Below are 15,967 nucleotides of genomic sequence, written 5' to 3' on the forward strand. Positions count from 1 at the left end.
ATCGGGTCCCCGAGAAGGCCGGTGGTCAGTTGAGCAGCGGGTCGTCCGGGAACGTGGCGACCAGGGCGAGATCGCCCTTCTGCCGGCGCAGCACGGTGCGCCACAGCGCGGAGGGGTCGGGATCGAAGGTGTCCCCCTGCTCCGAGTCGACGACGTACCAGGCGCCCTCCTGCAGTTCGTTCTCCAGCTGCCCCGCCGTCCAGCCCGCGTAGCCCGCGAAGATCCGCATCTGCGAGATCTCCCCGGCCAGGATCTCCGGGGGCGCGTCGAGATCCACCGTGCCGAGGCGCGACACCGCGGCCCTGCCCTGCAGCCGGCGCCAGCCCAGCGGCTCCTCCCCGCTCAGCACGACGGCGAGCGCGAGCGCGCTGTCCGTCTGCACCGGACCTCCCTCGAACAGCACCGGAGGACCGGTGACCAGGGGGTCCCACGAGGGCAGGACCTGGGTCACCGCGATCTCACTGGGCCGGTTGAGCACCACGCCCAGGGTGCCGCCGTCCTCGTCGTGCTCCAGCACGAGCACGACGCTACGCCGGAAGTTGGGGTCGTCGAGCAGTGGCGTCGCTACTAGCAACCCGCCGACGTAGATCGCCTCCGCCATACATCCCATCATGAGGGAGGAATGCGAATTCGTGTACGTCGCCCCCGGTTTGCCGCGGCATGTGACCCAACGCGAGCGGAGCGTCGCCGTCGGTGCCGGACGCCGGTCAGGCCTCCGTGAAGCCGCGCGGCCGGCCTCCGGCCGACTCCCGTACGGCGGCCGCCACAGCGTTGGCCACGTCGGGGTGGAAGACGCTGGGGATGATGTAGTTGGGCCCGAGTTCCTCGGCGCTCACCACCGCGGCCAGCGCGCGGGCCGCCGCGAGCAGCATCTCCGGGGTCACGCCGTCCGCCTGCGCGTCGAGCAGCCCACGGAACACGCCCGGGAACGCCAGCACGTTGTTGATCTGGTTGGGGTAGTCGGACCGGCCGGTCGCCACGACCGCCGCGTGCTCGCGGGCGTCGTCCGGGGAGACCTCGGGCTCGGGGTTGGCCAGCGCGAACACCACCGCGTCCCGCGCCATCGCCGCGACGTCGTCCCCGGTGAGGATTCCGGGGGCGGAGACGCCGATGAAGACGTCGGCGCCCTTGACCGCGCCGCGCAGGTCGCCGCCGTACCCGTCGGCGTTGGTGTGCTCGGCGATCCACCGGAGCGACTCGTCGAGGTCGTCGCGCCCGAGGTGGACCGCGCCCCGGTAGTCGCAGACGACGACGTTGCGCGCCCCGGCGGCCAGCAGCAGGCGGAGCACCGCGGTGCCGGCCGCGCCCGCCCCGGCCATCGCGATCCGCACCTCGGAGATCTCCTTGCGGACCACCTTCAGCGCGTTCGTCAGCGCGGCGAGCACGCAGATGGCGGTGCCGTGCTGGTCGTCGTGGAAGACCGGGATGTCGAGCAGTTCGCGCAGCCGCCGCTCGACCTCGAAACAGCGCGGCGCGGAGATGTCCTCCAGGTTGATGCCGCCGAACCCCGGCGCGATGGCCCGCACGGTCGCGACGATCTCGTCCACGTCCTGGGTGTCGAGGCAGATGGGCCAGGCGTCGATGCCGGCGAACCGCTTGAACAGGGCGGCCTTGCCCTCCATCACCGGCAGCGCGGCGGCGGGGCCGATGTTGCCGAGCCCGAGGACGGCGGAGCCGTCGGTGACGACCGCGACCGAGTTGCGCTTGATGGTGAGGCGGCGGGCGTCCTCCGGGTTGCGCGCGATCGCCAGGCTGACCCGCGCCACCCCCGGGGTGTAGGCCATCGACAGCTCGTCGCGGTTGCGCAGGGGGACCTTGGACTGCATCTCGATCTTGCCGCCGAGGTGCATGAGGAAGGTGCGGTCGGAGACCTTGTGGATGGCCACGTCCTCGACCGCGCCGAGGCTGTCCACGATCGCCTGGACGTGGTCGGCGTCCTTGGCCGCGCACGTCACGTCGATGCGGAGTTTCTCGTGCCCGGCGTTGGTCACGTCGAGGGCGGTCACGACGCCGCCCGCGTTCTCCACCGCGTGGGTCAGCAGGCTGACGGCCTTGCCTCCCGCGGGCACCTCGAGGCGCACAGTGATCGAGTAGGAAACGCTGGGCACTGTGGCCACGTCTATCCGCTCCTTTGCGGGGGTGGTGCCTGGCCGCGCCCGCCCGGCTGCTCCCATACGCGCGGCCTCCGCGTGGCGGTCACGCTCTCGCACCCCGGCGTGGGCGGCAAATGAGTGTTATCCATCGTGCCATCTCCGGCCGGGTGTTTCAGCCCACGGTCCGGGCGCCGCGCGGCGCCGCACGGTGCCGTCCCGCGACCGTGCGCGGCGGGAACGGGACGGCGCCGGAACGCCGTCCCGCCGGCCGCTCTCAGAACAGGGCGTTGGCCAGGGCCCTGCGCGACCGTACGACCGAGGGGTCGTCGGCGGGCAGCGCGTCGAACAGCCCGAGCAGGTGCACCCGGACCCGGTCCCTGTCAGCGCCACGAGTGCGCCGCACGAGCCCGATGAGCCGGTCGAACGCCTCGTCCACCCGCCCGCTCACCATTTCGAGGTCGGCGGCCTGGAGCTGGAGGTCGACGTCGTCGGAGGCGTCCGCGGCCCGCCCGAGCACGTCGGCCTCGTCGAGGTCCATCGTGCGGCGCAGCAGGCCGACCCCGGCGAGCCCGATCTTCGCGCCCTCGTCCCCCGGCGACCTGGCCAGCAGGCGCTGGTAGGCGGCGGCCGCCGCGTCCAGGTCGCCCTTCTCGACGGCCTGCTCCGCCCGCAGGAGCTCGGGGTCGACCGGCGGCTCGTCCGACTCGTCCGCGGGCGCGCCCGCCTCGACGCCGAGTTGCTCGAACACCTGCGAGAGCGCCTGCCGGAGCTGCGCCTCCGGCAGCGGGCCCTCGAACAGGGGCATGAGCTGTCCCTGGAAGGCCAGGTAGACGGTGGGCACCGCGCGCATCCGCAACGCCTGGGCGAGCTGCGGCTCGGCCTCCACGTCGACGCGGGCCAGCAGCCACGCGCCCGCCGCCTCCGCGGCCAGCTTGTCCATCACCCCACTGAACTGCTGGACCTGCTCGGCTCGGCGCATCGTCGCCTCGACGATCACGGGCACGCTCAGCGAGCGCTCCACGACGTCGGCGTTGAAGGTGGCCGAGGTCACCTCGATGACGGCCGCCGAGGCGGCTCCTGACGGACCTGCGGCCTCACGCCGCGCCTGGGCCTCCAGGGCCTGCTTGCGCGCGCCGAGGTCCACGGCGCCGTAGAGCGATCCAGGTCGAGAGAACTCCGCTGCCATACCCCCAATCCTGCCGTACTCTCCCGCGTGATCCGTGCCATCCTCGCTGTCTTCCTCTGCGATCGGGGCGGGCCGGCTCCCGTCATAGGGTGAACGGTGCGGATCGCCGCGTCGAAGGGAGCAGGACATGGCAGTGGAACGCATCGGCCCGCCGAGCGTCGCCGGTGAGCGCGAGATGCTGCGCGCGTTCCTCGACTTCCACCGGGCCACGCTCGCGCTGAAGTGCGAGGGCCTGTCGGACGAGGAGCTGCGCCGCACGTCGATGCCGCCTTCGACGCTCTCGCTGCTCGGCCTGGTCAGGCACATGGCGGAGGTCGAGCGCACGTGGTTCCGCCGTGTGATCGATAAGGAGGACGTGCCGCTCGTCTGGTCGCCGGAAGGCGACTACCAGGCGGCGTACGACGCGAGCGGGTCCACCGGCGCGGAGGCGTTCGCCGCCTGGCAGGCGGAGGTCGAGCACTCCCGCAGGATCGAGCGGGCGGCCGAGTCGCTCGACGTCACCGCCTACCAGCCCCGGTGGGGCGAGGAGGTGTCGCTGCGGCTCGTGATGCTGCACATGATGCACGAGTACGCCCGGCACAACGGCCACGCCGACCTCCTGCGCGAGGGCGTCGACGGGACCGTGGGCGTCTGAGCGTGGGCGTCTGAGCGTGTCCGGAAGCGGCTAGAAGGCGGCGGGCTCGGAGTAGGTGCCCCACTCCTCGCGCAGGACGTCGCAGATCTCGCCCAGGGTGGCCTCGGCCCTGACCGCCGCCAGCATCGGCGGGATCATGTTCTCGGCCGTCCCCGACGCGCTCCGCAGGGCGGCCAGCGCCGCGTCCACCGCCTGCCGGTCCCGTGCCCCGCGCCGCTCGGCGAGCACCCGGCGCTGCTCGGCCTCGACCTCGTGGCCGATCCGCAGGATCTCCAGCGGCTCCTCCACCGTCGAGGTGTGGCAGTTCACGCCGACGATCCGCTTGTCGCCCTTCTCCAGCTTGCGCTGGTAGTCGAAGGCCGACTCGGCGATCTCCGACATGAACCAGCCGTCCTCGATGCCCCGCAGGATGCCGGCGGTCATCGTGCCGTCGCCGCCCATGTCCCGGATCCTGGCGAAGATCTCCTCCGCCTCCGCCTCCAGCCGGTCGGTCAGCGCCTCCACGTACCAGGAGCCGCCGAGCGGGTCGACCACGTTGACGACCTCGGTCTCCTCCATGATCACCTGCTGGGTGCGCAGCGCGATCTCGGCGGCCTTCTCCGACGGCAGCGCGAGCACCTCGTCGAGCGCGTTGGTGTGCAGCGAGTTGGTGCCGCCGAGCACCGCCGCCAGCGCCTCGACGGCCGTACGCACGATGTTGTTGTCCGGCTGCTGCGCGGTCAGCGACACCCCGGCCGTCTGGGTGTGGAAGCGCAGCCACTGCGCCTTCTCCGTACGGGCGCCGTACACGTCGCGCATCCAGCGGGCCCAGATCCGGCGTGCCGCGCGGAACTTCGCGATCTCCTCGAAGAAGTCGATGTGCGCGTCGAAGAAGAACGAGAGCCCCGGGGCGAAGACGTCCACGTCGAGTCCGCGTGACAGGCCGAGCTCGACGTACCCGAACCCGTCGGCGAGCGTGAAGGCCAGCTCCTGCGCGGCCGTGGACCCCGCCTCGCGGATGTGGTAGCCCGACACCGACAGCGGCTTGTACGCGGGGATCTCGGCGGCGCAGAATTCCATGAGGTCGCCGATCAGGCGCAGGTGCGGCTCCGGGGCGAACAGCCACTCCTTCTGCGCGATGTACTCCTTGAAGATGTCGGTCTGGAGGGTGCCGTTCAGCCGCCCGGCCGGCACGCCCTGCCGCTCGGCCGCGACCACGTACATGCAGAAGATCGGTACGGCCGGTCCGCTGATGGTCATCGAGGTGGTCACCTCGCCGAGCGGGATGCCGTCGAACAGCAGGTCCATGTCGAGGGCCGAGTCGACCGCGACACCGCAGTGGCCCACCTCGCCGAGCGAGCGCGGGTCGTCGGAGTCGCGGCCCATCAGCGTCGGCATGTCGAACGCCACCGAAAGGCCGCCGCCTCCGGCGCCGAGGATCATCTTGTAGCGCTCGTTGGTCTGCCGGGCGTTGCCGAACCCCGCGAACTGCCGGATCGTCCAGGGACGGCCGCGGTAGCCGGTGGCGTACAGGCCCCGGGTGAAGGGGAACTCCCCCGGCCACCCGATGCGCCCGAACCGCGGGTCCGCACCGGGAGGGCCGTAGACGGGGTCCACGTCGAGCCCCGACAGGGTCCGGAACTCGCGGTCGCGCTTGAAGGCGGCGTCGTACCGCGCCTGCCAGCGGGCCCGCCCCGCCTCGATCGGCTCATCCGGCTGCATGCGTCCTCCCCGGTCGTCGCTCCTCTCCGAATACTAGGACGTCCTAGTAATTTCGGCCACCACCGTCTGACTCCCCGGTTCCACCAAGGTCACGTCACACGTTGGTCGCGAAATCCAACAGGCCTTTGACAGCGCGCGGAAATCTTCAAATATGGTCACCGCCCTTGAAGGTCCACACGGAGGTGGATGTGAACCGCTTGACAGTCGTCGCCGCGACCGCGGCGATGGTGGCGGCAACCCTTGCCGTACCCGCGCAGGCCGCACCGGCGGCCGCGGGATCGGCGACCCAGACCGAGTACGTGGTGTTGTACAAGGAAGGCACGTCCGCGGCGGACGCCCAGAAGGCGATCGAGGCCGCCGGCGGCAGCGTGGTGAAGGTGAACGCCGAGGTCGGCGTGGCCACGGTCAGCAGCACGAACGCCGGCTTCGCCAAGGCCCTCGCCGGGGCCGCGGCCATCGAGGGCGTCGCGCCCAACCGGGTGATCGGCAGCGCGCCCGACGACGCCAAGGCGTCCGCCGCCGCGCGGAAGGGCCCCTCGCGGGCGGCCAGGAACCGGGGCGTCGAGAGGGAGGGCCGGGGCGGCAAGGGTCCCAAGTGGGGGCGCAACGTCAAGGACGAGCCGCTCGCCGACCTGCAGTGGGACATGAAGCAGATCCACGCGGACGAGGCGCACAGGTACGAGCAGGGTGACAAGCGCGTCCTCGTCGGCATCCTCGACACCGGCGTCGACGGCTCCCACCCCGACATCGCGCCCAACTTCGACCGCAGGCTGAGCCGGAACTTCACCGTCGACGTGCCCGCGGACGCCAACGGCACCGAGATCGACGGGCCGTGCGAGGACGACCCCGACGGGTCCTGCACCGACCCGAACGACGTGGACGAGGACGGCCACGGCACCCACGTCGCCTCGTCGATCGCCTCCCCCATCAACAAGCTGGGCATCTCGGGCGTCGCGCCCAAGGTGACGATCGTGAACCTGCGGGCCGGCCAGGACTCGGGCTACTTCTTCCTCCAGCCGACCATCGACGCCCTCACGTACGCGGGCGACGTCGGCGTCGACGTGGTGAACATGAGCTACTACATCGACCCGTGGCTGTTCAACTGCGCCGACAACCCGGCTGACACCCCCGAGGAGCAGGCGCAGCAGCGGCTCTACATCGCCGCCACCCAGCGGGCGATCGACTACGCCCACGCGCACGGGGTGACGCTGGTCGGCGCGGCCGGCAACGAGGCGATCGACTACACCAAGACCAACGTCGACGCGACCAGCCCCGACTACGCCACCTTCCCCGGCCAGGCGGCCAGGACCCGGACCATCCCCGCGTCCTGCGTCTCGCTGCCGGCCGAGGCCGAGCACGTCATCTCGGTGTCCTCCACCGGCATCAGCAAGCGCAAGGCCTACTACTCCAGCTACGGCAACGGCTACATCGACGTGGCCTCGCCCGGCGGCGACGTCTACGACACTCCCGGCAACACGCGGGACGTCAGCAAGGCCACCCTGTCCGCCTACCCGAAGGCGCTGGCCGTGGCCAACGGCGAGATCGACGCGAACGGCGACCCCACCGTCGATTACGTGGTGAAGGACTGCAAGGGCTCGACCTGCGCCTACTACCAGTACCTGCAGGGCACCTCGATGGCCTCGCCGCGCGCGGCCGGCGTCGCGGCGCTGATCGTCAGCCGGTACGGCCAGCACGACCGCTTCCGCGGCGGCCTGACCCTGAACCCGGACAAGGTCGAGGCGATCCTCAAGGGGACGGCGACCAAGACGGCCTGCCCGAACCCGCCCGCCTACACCTACACCCGCAACCTGCCGAGCGGCAGCACGGTGACCGCCACGCACGTCTGCGAGGGCACCGCCGCCGGCAACGGCTTCTACGGCAAGGGCATCGTCGACGCCCTCCACGCCGTCGGCCACTGACCATCGCCGGCCGGTGGCGCGCCCGTGACACGCGGGCGCGCCACCGGCCCGCCGTTCCGGGCCCCGGCCGCGCGACAGCGGCCGGGGCCCGTCCACGTCAGGGGGCCTGGTCAGGGGGCCTCGTGAGGAGCCGGGGTCAGGGGCTGAAGTCGCCCGCCGCGACCCGGAGCGTCCGGAGCAGGCCGAACATCTCGCCCAGTTCGGCGTCGTCGTACATGCCCAGGCAGAAACCGGCGTTCATCAGGTCGTCCGTGGCCCGCCGTACGATGTCCCGGCCCTCGTCGGTGATCTCGGCGAGCACCCCGCGGCCGTCGCGCGGGTTGCGCATGCGCCGCACCAGCCCGGCGCGCTCCAGCCGGTCGACCGTGTTGGTGACGCTCGTGGGATGCACCATCAGCCGCTCGCCGATCTTCGACAGGGGCAGCGCCCCCGTCCGGCTGAATGTCAGCAGCACGAGCGCCTCGTACCTGGCGAAGGTCAGGTCGTACGGCTTGAGCAGCGTGTCCAGTTGCGCCAGCAGGATCTGATGGGCTCTCATGATCGAAGTCACGGCGGCCATGGCGGACGACGGCCCGAACGTCGCGCGCCAGGTCTCGGCGGCCCGCTCGATCGGGTCGAACGGGAGCTTGAGCGGCCGGGGACCGGCCACGGGCGGTGGCTCTGAGCTGGGCGGAACGGACACAGCGATATACGGTAGCGCGGCGCCGGCCATGATCGGCCGGGGCACCCAGCGTAACCGGACTGATTCCTTGACCCCAGAACTCCTCCCAGCAGGGTCACGCTCCGTTATGGTTGCCACGTCGAAAGGTGAGGCGGCGGCAAACCCGGCAGCACGGGGAGCCCCGTCTGCTACCGGGTGTCACAGGATCTCGCCGCAGGGGAAGCGGCCGGTCATCGGCCGGCCGCCGCGGACAACGGGATCCGCGGACACCGGCCCGGAGCAGGCGAGGCGGGGCCTGCCGGCGGACCAGCGCCACGGGGAACGGCGCGGGTTCGCACACCGCTCACACAGACACGGGGGAGATTCTCAATGGGCAGCACTGCTGTCCCGGCGCCGCATGCGCGCCGGACTTCGACGGCGTGGCCGGGGGCCGCGCCCGGCTGTGGGTGAGCACAGGGGCGGTTCACGCGGAGAGCTGAAACACGGCGTGCTGGTCGCGGGGACCGTGCTGCTCGTGCTCGGGCTCGTCGCCGCGTGGAGCGTCCTGATTCCCGGTTTCATGGACTGGGACGAGATAGTGGCGGCCGTCATCGGCTCGCTACGGCTGACGGGGCCCGTCGGCGCCGCGTTCGCGGCGTGGGTGGCGCTGCGCAGGCGCCGCGCCGAGCACGGCCGCGTCCTGACGCCCTGGCGGGCCGCCAGGGCGCCGTTGTCGATCATCGCGGTCGTGACCGGGTCCTTCGGGGCGACGGTCCTGCTGCTCGGCCTGCGCGCCGCGCTGACCGGGCAGGGCGGCGCGCTGCTGCCCGGCGGGCTCGCCATGTCCGTCGCGGGCCTGGGGCTGTACGTGATGGTCGGCTGGATACTGGGCTGGGTCCTGCCGGTCACCGTCGTCCCGCTGCTCGCGGCAGCGGGCACGTACGGCGTGTTCACCCTGCTGGCGACGGGGCCCAACTGGGCCGGCCGGCTCATCCCCGCCGCCCGGCAGCCGTACGAGCTGCTCACGGTCGGCGAGACCGCCTACGCGGACCAGGCGCTCTGGCTGGTGGGGCTCAGCGCCGCGCTGTTCCTCGGCTGGGTCGCCCTGGTGACCGGAAGGACGCTGGCGCTGGCCGCCGCGGTGATCGCCGTCCTGGCGGCGGGGACGGGCGCGGCCCGGCTGGTGAGCGAGCCGCGGACCACGCTCGCGAGCGAGCGCTACGCCTGCCAGGAATGGCCCATCACGGTGTGCGTGCGTCCGGCGCTGCGCGCCGGGCTGACCGACCTCGCGGGCATGTTCACCATGCTCGCGGCGCGGCTGGCCGGGACCCCGGCCGCCTTCAAGCGGGTCGAGCAGCGCGCGCCCGGCGAGGACGGGCCGGTGGCGCCGGGTGTCGTGGTCGTCCACCTCGGTGATCTCGGCGCCGGGTACGCCCGGCGGGCCGCCGGCGAGTTCCTCGACGGGCTGGCCCGTCCCTGCTCGGGGGTGGTCGCGGAGGGCTACCGGGCGATCGTCGTCGCCTGGCTGCGCAACGATCCGCTGCCCCCGGGGGACCTGCCCGAGCAGCACGCCGCCGCCCTGTGGTTCTCGGAGCTGACCGATGCCCAGCGGCACGACTGGCTGCGGCTGTTCTACTCCGACTTCGTCTCCTGCGGCCTGCAGGCCAGGCACTTCGGGGGCGGCACCCGGCCCGTGAACCCCGCCGTGACTCCTTATCCCGTCGATCCCACCCCGGCCGCCGGGCACGCCGGCGCGACGCCGTCCGCCGGTGCGACGCCGTCCGCCGGTACGGGACCCGGGGGCGCGGGCCCCGGCACAGGTCCGGGCGGTGCTGGTCCGGGCGGTGCTGGTCCGGGCAGTGCTGGTCCGGGCGGTGCTGGTCCGGGCAGTGCTGGTCCGGGCAGTGCTGGTACAGGCGGGGCCGGTTCGGCGGGCCTGGACGGCGCCGGCGACGCGGGGGGCTCCGGCGGGCGGACCCGGCCCGGTGCGGCCGGCGGCCCCGGCGGGGGCCTTCCGCCCGGCTCCTGGAACGGAGGCCCCGAGAGCGCGCGACCGGAAATCTCGGGGGGCCCGGCCTCCGGGCGGCACGGCCGGGCGCACGACACGGGCCCGGCGGACGAGAGGAGTTCCGGAGGGCGGCGGCCCGGCGATCCGCCGGACCATGCCCCTGGGCACGTCGAGCGTCGCGGCGCCGTGGAACGCGTCCCCGACCCCGGCCGCGACGACCGGCGCACCGACGACGACTCCCGGCGCGACGGCACCGGCACCCGCGGCACCGGCGCCCGTGACACCGGCGGTCGCGACGCCGGGGACTCGCAGGAGGCCCCCCAGGTGACGGACGTGCCCGCCGCCCTCCTGGCGCCCGCCTGATCGAGGGGCGGGGAGTCGTCCTGGTTGGGGCGGGCCGAAGACGGGGTTTGGGAGAGCCGAAGACCGGCGAAAAGGAGAATCGATCTTGCCCGGCGTGAGATCGCCGAAATACCGGGAAGATTCCACCCGTGGACCGACAGACACGTCCCTCCTTCGCACCGGCCGACGCCGGCCCCACGGCCGACGCCGCCACCGACGCCACGACGGGCGCCGGGAGACCCGCCCGCCGCCCGGGGCGCGGCTGGCGGGTGCTCGCCGGTCTGCTCCTCGTGATCGCCCTGCTCGTGGTCGGCGCCCGCCTGACCTGGTCCTGGATCGACCCGCTGGGCGATCAGACCATCGACAGGAGCGGGCCCGCGCTGCTGCGGTCGGTGCAGAACCTGAGCCGCTTCGAGGCCGCGACCGGCGAGTTCCAGGTGATCGTCGATCTGGAGAAGGACGCGAAGTTCCTGCCCGACGCGATCAAGGGCAGCCGGACCCTGTTCGTCGGAGCCGGCAGCGTCGACGCGTACGTGGACTTCTCGGGCCTGCCGAAGGACGCGCTCACGGTCTCCCCCGACCGCAAGGCCGTGACCGTACGGCTGCCGCACGCCGAGCTGGAGAAGCCGAACCTCGACAACAAGCGGTCGTACGTGTTCGCGCAGGAGCGGGGCATCTTCGACCGCATCTCCGACGTGCTCTCGTCCTCGCCGCAGAACCAGCAGGAGCTCTACGTCCTGGCCGAACGCAAGATCGGCGACGCCGCCGCCGCCAGCGACCTGCGCTCCAGGGCCGACCAGAACACCAAGGCCATGATGGAGGGTATGCTGAAGTCGCTCGGCTTCACCAGCGTCACCATCAAGTACACCGGCGAGCCCTGATCCAGGCGGCCCGGCCCGGCAGGGGTCGCGAGTGGAAGCGCGGCAGAGCGCCGCTCAGCGCAGCGCGGCGATGAGGTCGTCGGCGGCGGTGTAGGGGTCGGTCCCGGCGTCGAGCAACCGTGCGGCCAGCGCATCCAGGCGGTCGCCGTGCAGCCCCGCGAAGCGGGAGCGGAGCCTGGCGAGCGCGATGGCCTCGATCTCGTCGCGGGCGCGGGCCAGCCGCCGCCTGCGCCCCTCGCCCGACTCCTCCAGGTATGCCTGATGCTTGTCGAGCACGGCCATGAGATCGTCGGCGCCCTCCTCTCTGGAGGCGACCGTCGTGACGATCGGGGGACGCCACGCCGGCTCGGCGAGCCCCGTCATGTTCCGCAGCTCGCGCACCGTCGACTGGACGCCGTCCCGGTCGGCCTTGTTCACCACCAGGACGTCGGCGACCTCCAGGATGCCCGCCTTCGCGGCCTGCACGCCGTCGCCCATGCCGGGGGCGAGGATGACGACGGTGGTGTCCGCCAGCCGGGCGACGTCCACCTCGGCCTGACCGACGCCGACCGTCTCGACGAGGATCACCTCGCAGCCGGCGGCCTCCAGCACCCGCAGCGCCTGCGGCGTGGCCCACGCGAGGCCGCCCAGGTGGCCCCGGCTGGACATGCTGCGGATGAAGACCTCCGGATCGGTCGCGTGCTCCTGCATCCGCACGCGGTCGCCGAGCAGCGCGCCGCCGGTGAACGGGCTGGACGGATCGACCGCCAGCACCCCCACCCTGCTCCCCCGCCTGCGGAAGGCCCGGATGAGCATGCCCGTCGAGGTCGACTTGCCGACGCCGGGCGCGCCGGTCAGGCCGATCACCCGGGCGGTGTACGGCCTGGCCGCGCCGGTGGCGAGGTCGGCCATGACCTCGCGCAGGACGTGGTTCGTCCCCCCGCCCTCCACCCCGCCTCCACCACCCGGACCGGCGGCGTTCCCGGCCATGTTCTCCGCGATGTTCTCCGCCGCGTTCTCGACGAGTGAGATCAGCCGGGCGACCGCCCTCGGCCGTCCCAGCCGCGCCTGGGCGGCGAGCTCCCGGACGTCCACGTTCGCTCCGTTCCCCGGTCAGGCCCCGGGCGCGGGCACCCGGATGATCAGCGCGTCGCCCTGCCCACCGCCGCCGCACAGGCCGGCCGCGCCGAGGCCGCCGCCGCGCCTGCGCAGCTCGTGGGCCAGGGTGAGCACGATGCGGGCGCCGGACGCGCCGATCGGGTGGCCGAGCGCGATGCCGCCGCCATTGACGTTGATCTTGTCGAGCGGTACGCCGAGCTCCTTGGCCGACTGCAGCACGACCTGCGCGAACGCCTCGTTGATCTCCAGCAGGTCGAGGTCGTCCACGCCGATCCCCTGCTTGGCCAGCGCCTGGCTGATCGCGTTGGCGGGCTGCGACTGGAGCGAGTTGTCCGGCCCGGCCACGTTGCCGTGCGCGCCGATCTCGGCCAGCCATTCGAGGCCCAGCTCCTCGGCCCTGGCCCGCGACATCACGACCACGGCGACGGCCCCGTCGGAGATCTGCGAGGCGGATCCCGCCGTGATCGTGCCGTCCTCGGTGAACGCCGGCCGCAGTTTCGCCAGGGACTCCGCCGTGGTGTCCGCGCGGATGCCCTCGTCGGCCGAGAACAGGACCGGCCCTCCCTGTGTTTCCCCCCCACGGCCACGCCCCGCCGCCCCCCTGCGCTGCGGCAGCGGCACCGGGACGATCTCGTCGTCGAACAGGCCCTTCTCGGTGGCCTCGGCGGCGCGCTGGTGCGAACGCGCGGAGAAGGCGTCCTGCTCCTCGCGGGTCAGGCCGAGCCTCGCGTTGTGACGCTCGGTGGACTCCCCCATCGCGATCTGGTCGAAGGCGTCGGTCAGGCCGTCGTACGCCGTCGAGTCCAGGATTTCGCCGCCGCCGTACTTCACGCCCTTGCGCAGCCCGGGCAGCAGGTGCGGGGCGTTCGTCATCGACTCCATGCCGCCCGCGACGACGACGTCGAACTCGCCCGCGCGGATGAGCTGGTCGGCCAGCGCGATCGCGTCCAGGCCCGACAGGCAGACCTTGTTGATGGTGAGGGAGGGCACGGTCATGGGGATTCCGGCCTTCACCGCGGCCTGGCGGGAGGGGATCTGCCCGGCGCCCGCCTGGAGCACCTGACCCATGATCACGTACTGGACCTGGTCCGGTGAGACACCCGCCCGCTCCAGCGCCGCCCTGATCGCGATTCCGCCCAGTTCGACGGCGGACAGGCCGGACAGTGAGCCGAGAAGGCGTCCGATGGGCGTGCGTGCTCCGGCGACGATGACGGAACCAGACATTTCGAGACCCTCCACTGCGAGATCGGGGGCAACGGTGTCACCATACCCAGGAGTAGTTGGGTCGCCCGGATTCGGGCGCGGCGAAGGGACCTGCGATGCTCCTGCGAATCGACCACGTGGGCGTGGCCTGCACCAACCTCGAAGAGAAGATCGAGTTCTACGAGTCGGTCTTCGGGCTGACCGTCGTCAGCCGGGAGGTGAACGAGGAGCAGGGCGTCCGGGAGGCGATGCTGCACGTCGCCGACGGCGACCAGGGCGCGTCGTACGTCCAGCTTCTCGAACCGCTGCACCCCGACACAGCCGTGGGCAAGTTCCTCGCCAAGCGGGGCGAGGGCGTGCATCATATCGGTTACGGCGTGGCGGACGTCACCAAAGCCCTGGAGGAGATCGGGGCGAAGGGCGTGCGCCTGATCGACCAGCGGCCCAGGCACGGCTCGATGGGAGCCTCGATCGCGTTTCTGCATCCCAAGGACGTGGGCGGGGTTCTCACCGAGCTTGTCGAGTCGTCCAGGCGTTAAGTAAACGCAAGAAACGTTCATACGTAACAAGTCGCGCAGAAAGTCGGAGGGGGCCGCCAACGCGGCAGTACCGGAGTACGCTGGCGTTCATCACCGGACGTGGATGCCAATACCGGCTCCTCGCCTCGGAACCGACCCCCCCGTCCGGCCCCTGTAGCCGTCTCGACAACCAGGATCGAGCCTCATGCAGTCCGACATCGACGCCCAGCTCAACAACTTCTTCGAGGATGCCCCTTCCCGCGAATTCGACGTGGTGCTCCGGGGTTATGACCGGCACCAGGTCCACGACCACCTGAAGACGCTCGACACCGAACTGCGGCAGGCCAAGGAGCAGGTGAGCGGGCTCCAGAGGGAGCTCTCCGACTCCCAGCGCCAGCTCCAGGAGCAGGAGCGGCCCACGTACTCAGGTCTCGGCGCCCGCATCGAGCAGCTGCTGCGGCTGGCGGAGGAGCAGGCCACCGAGCTGGTGCAGGCGGCCAGGTCGGAGGCGAACGAGATCCGCGCCGCCGCGAAGGTGGACGCCGCCGACCTGCGGGCCGCGGCGGAGAACGAGGCGGCGGAGAAGCGGGCGCTGGCCGCTCGCGAGGCCGAGGAGATGCGCAGCACCGCTGAGCGCGATGCCGAGGAGATCCGTTCCACCGCACGGCGCGAGTCCGACGAGCTGACCGCGACGACCGAGCGCGAGGTGGCCAAGATCCGGGCCACCGCCGACCACGAGGTCGCGGAGAAGCGGGCCGACGCCGAGCGGGAGATCGCCAAGCTGCGCACCACGACCGAGCGCGAGGTGGCCCAGCTGCGGGCCTCCACCAAGCGCGAGCGCGACGAGGTGCTCACCACGGCCAAGCGCCAGGCGGACGAGATGCGGGCGCAGGCGCAGCGGATTCTCGAGGAGTCGGAGGCCAAGCGGGCCCAGGACGAGGCGGAGTTCGAGATCCAGCTCGCCGCCCGCCGCGAGGACGCCGAGCGCCAGGAGGCCGAGCGGCACGCCACCGCCCAGGCCAACACGCAGAAGCTGGTCGCCGAGGCCGAGCAGCGCGCCGCCACCGCCGAGCAGCGCGCCGCCAAGGCCACGCAGCAGGCCGAGCAGACCCGCCGCGAGGCCGACACCCACGCCAAGCAGCTGCTGGCCAACGCGCGCAAGAACGCCGACCAGCTCGTGGCCGAGGCCAAGACCAGCGCCGACACGATAGTGACCGACGCCAAGAACGAGGCCGAGCGCACCCGTACGGCGATGCAGCGCCAGGTGGACGAGCTGACCCGCCAGCGCGACAGCATCACCAGCCACCTCGCGCAGCTCCGTCAGCTGCTCGGCGGCGCTCCGCTGCCGGGCATGGACGCGGCGGAGCCGGCGCCGGTCGCCGCCGCTCCGGCGAAGCCGGCCCTCTCGGCCGCTCCGCCCATCGCGGACAAGCCGGCCGTTTCCGCCGCTCCGGCGGAGCCGATCAGCTCTGCGAAGAGCGACGACGATTCGGAGTGGTGGCAGGAGTAGATCACCGGCACATTCGGGGGAGTCGACGACGGCCGCGCGACGGCCAGGTGACAGTGACGGCTAAGCGAACGGGGCCCGGCGGACACCGCCGGGCCCCGTTCCGCGTGACCGGGCTCCACGTAGCCGGACATGGGGTGACTGGACACCACGTGACCCGGCTCCACACGACCGGCTCCACACGACCGGGCTCCGCGTGACCGGACTCCCGGGTTCCTGGTGAGCAGACTTCCGGGT

The 15,967-nt window shown here is 72.3% G+C and carries 13 protein-coding genes; 6 read left to right on the plus strand and 7 right to left on the minus strand.

The window, feature by feature from the left end:
* Nucleotides 1-25 precede the first annotated feature (25 nt).
* The 3 genes from FED44_RS24480 to FED44_RS24490 all read right to left on the minus strand — a co-directional run bounded on the left by FED44_RS24480 (nucleotide 26) and on the right by FED44_RS24490 (nucleotide 3,279).
* Nucleotides 26-601, minus strand: a complete 576-nt coding sequence (locus FED44_RS24480) for a YqgE/AlgH family protein (RefSeq protein ID WP_117409087.1) — start codon at nucleotides 599-601, stop codon at nucleotides 26-28.
* Between the two features lie 106 nt (nucleotides 602-707).
* On the minus strand, nucleotides 708-2,117 hold the full coding sequence (locus FED44_RS24485; protein WP_138462200.1) for an NAD-dependent malic enzyme: 1,410 nt from the start codon (nucleotides 2,115-2,117) through the stop codon (nucleotides 708-710).
* Between the two features lie 250 nt (nucleotides 2,118-2,367).
* Nucleotides 2,368-3,279 (minus strand): tetratricopeptide repeat protein, encoded by a 912-nt coding sequence (locus FED44_RS24490; RefSeq protein ID WP_117409085.1) that lies wholly within the window; start codon nucleotides 3,277-3,279, stop codon nucleotides 2,368-2,370.
* 127 nt (nucleotides 3,280-3,406) lie between these two features.
* On the opposite strand from FED44_RS24490, the gene FED44_RS24495 reads away from it, so the two are divergent.
* On the plus strand, nucleotides 3,407-3,913 hold the full coding sequence (locus tag FED44_RS24495) for a DinB family protein (protein ID WP_138462201.1): 507 nt from the start codon (nucleotides 3,407-3,409) through the stop codon (nucleotides 3,911-3,913).
* A 30-nt stretch (nucleotides 3,914-3,943) separates the two neighbouring features.
* Here FED44_RS24495 and FED44_RS24500 read toward each other — a convergent pair whose 3' ends face one another.
* The gene (locus tag FED44_RS24500) at nucleotides 3,944-5,614 is read right to left on the minus strand and encodes an acyl-CoA mutase large subunit family protein (RefSeq protein ID WP_138462202.1); all 1,671 of its coding nucleotides are present in this window, start codon (nucleotides 5,612-5,614) and stop codon (nucleotides 3,944-3,946) included.
* Nucleotides 5,615-5,802: 188 nt separating this feature from the next.
* On the opposite strand from FED44_RS24500, the gene FED44_RS24505 reads away from it, so the two are divergent.
* A complete protein-coding gene (locus FED44_RS24505) occupies nucleotides 5,803-7,533 on the plus strand; it encodes a S8 family serine peptidase (RefSeq protein ID WP_244302223.1) in 1,731 nt (576 codons plus the stop codon).
* Between the two features lie 136 nt (nucleotides 7,534-7,669).
* On the opposite strand, the gene FED44_RS24510 is transcribed toward FED44_RS24505, so the two are convergent.
* Nucleotides 7,670-8,215: a MarR family transcriptional regulator gene (locus FED44_RS24510; RefSeq protein ID WP_244302225.1), complete on the minus strand. Its 546-nt coding sequence runs from the start codon at nucleotides 8,213-8,215 to the stop codon at nucleotides 7,670-7,672.
* Between the two features lie 421 nt (nucleotides 8,216-8,636).
* On the opposite strand from FED44_RS24510, the gene FED44_RS24515 reads away from it, so the two are divergent.
* Entirely contained in the window at nucleotides 8,637-10,544 is a 1,908-nt protein-coding gene (locus tag FED44_RS24515; RefSeq protein WP_187406038.1) for a hypothetical protein, read from the plus strand.
* Nucleotides 10,545-10,672: 128 nt separating this feature from the next.
* Nucleotides 10,673-11,404: a DUF4230 domain-containing protein gene (locus tag FED44_RS24520; RefSeq protein WP_244302227.1), complete on the plus strand. Its 732-nt coding sequence runs from the start codon at nucleotides 10,673-10,675 to the stop codon at nucleotides 11,402-11,404.
* 54 nt (nucleotides 11,405-11,458) lie between these two features.
* Here the strand turns inward: FED44_RS24520 and meaB are convergent, their stop codons facing one another.
* A complete protein-coding gene (gene meaB / locus FED44_RS24525) occupies nucleotides 11,459-12,478 on the minus strand; it encodes a methylmalonyl Co-A mutase-associated GTPase MeaB (protein WP_138462203.1) in 1,020 nt (339 codons plus the stop codon).
* An 18-nt stretch (nucleotides 12,479-12,496) separates the two neighbouring features.
* On the minus strand, nucleotides 12,497-13,726 hold the full coding sequence (locus FED44_RS24530; RefSeq protein ID WP_117409053.1) for an acetyl-CoA C-acetyltransferase: 1,230 nt from the start codon (nucleotides 13,724-13,726) through the stop codon (nucleotides 12,497-12,499).
* A 95-nt stretch (nucleotides 13,727-13,821) separates the two neighbouring features.
* On the opposite strand from FED44_RS24530, the gene mce reads away from it, so the two are divergent.
* Entirely contained in the window at nucleotides 13,822-14,244 is a 423-nt protein-coding gene (mce, locus tag FED44_RS24535; protein WP_117409054.1) for a methylmalonyl-CoA epimerase, read from the plus strand.
* Between the two features lie 184 nt (nucleotides 14,245-14,428).
* Nucleotides 14,429-15,733: a DivIVA domain-containing protein gene (locus FED44_RS24540; RefSeq protein WP_117409055.1), complete on the plus strand. Its 1,305-nt coding sequence runs from the start codon at nucleotides 14,429-14,431 to the stop codon at nucleotides 15,731-15,733.
* Nucleotides 15,734-15,967 lie beyond the last annotated feature (234 nt).

The organism is Microbispora triticiradicis, assembly GCF_005864065.1.
GTDB lineage: Bacteria > Actinomycetota > Actinomycetes > Streptosporangiales > Streptosporangiaceae > Microbispora > Microbispora triticiradicis.

Excerpts from the sequence above, each read along its gene's own strand:
- FED44_RS24480 (WP_117409087.1), bottom strand. The coding sequence starts at position 601 with ATGGCGGAGGCGATCTACGTCGGCGGGTTGCTAGTAGCGACGCCACTG.
- FED44_RS24490 (WP_117409085.1), bottom strand. The coding sequence starts at position 3,279 with ATGGCAGCGGAGTTCTCTCGACCTGGATCGCTCTACGGCGCCGTGGAC.
- FED44_RS24495 (WP_138462201.1), top strand. The coding sequence starts at position 3,407 with ATGGCAGTGGAACGCATCGGCCCGCCGAGCGTCGCCGGTGAGCGCGAG.
- FED44_RS24500 (WP_138462202.1), bottom strand. The coding sequence starts at position 5,614 with ATGCAGCCGGATGAGCCGATCGAGGCGGGGCGGGCCCGCTGGCAGGCG.
- FED44_RS24530 (WP_117409053.1), bottom strand. The coding sequence starts at position 13,726 with ATGTCTGGTTCCGTCATCGTCGCCGGAGCACGCACGCCCATCGGACGC.
- mce (WP_117409054.1), top strand. The coding sequence starts at position 13,822 with ATGCTCCTGCGAATCGACCACGTGGGCGTGGCCTGCACCAACCTCGAA.
- FED44_RS24540 (WP_117409055.1), top strand. The coding sequence starts at position 14,429 with ATGCAGTCCGACATCGACGCCCAGCTCAACAACTTCTTCGAGGATGCC.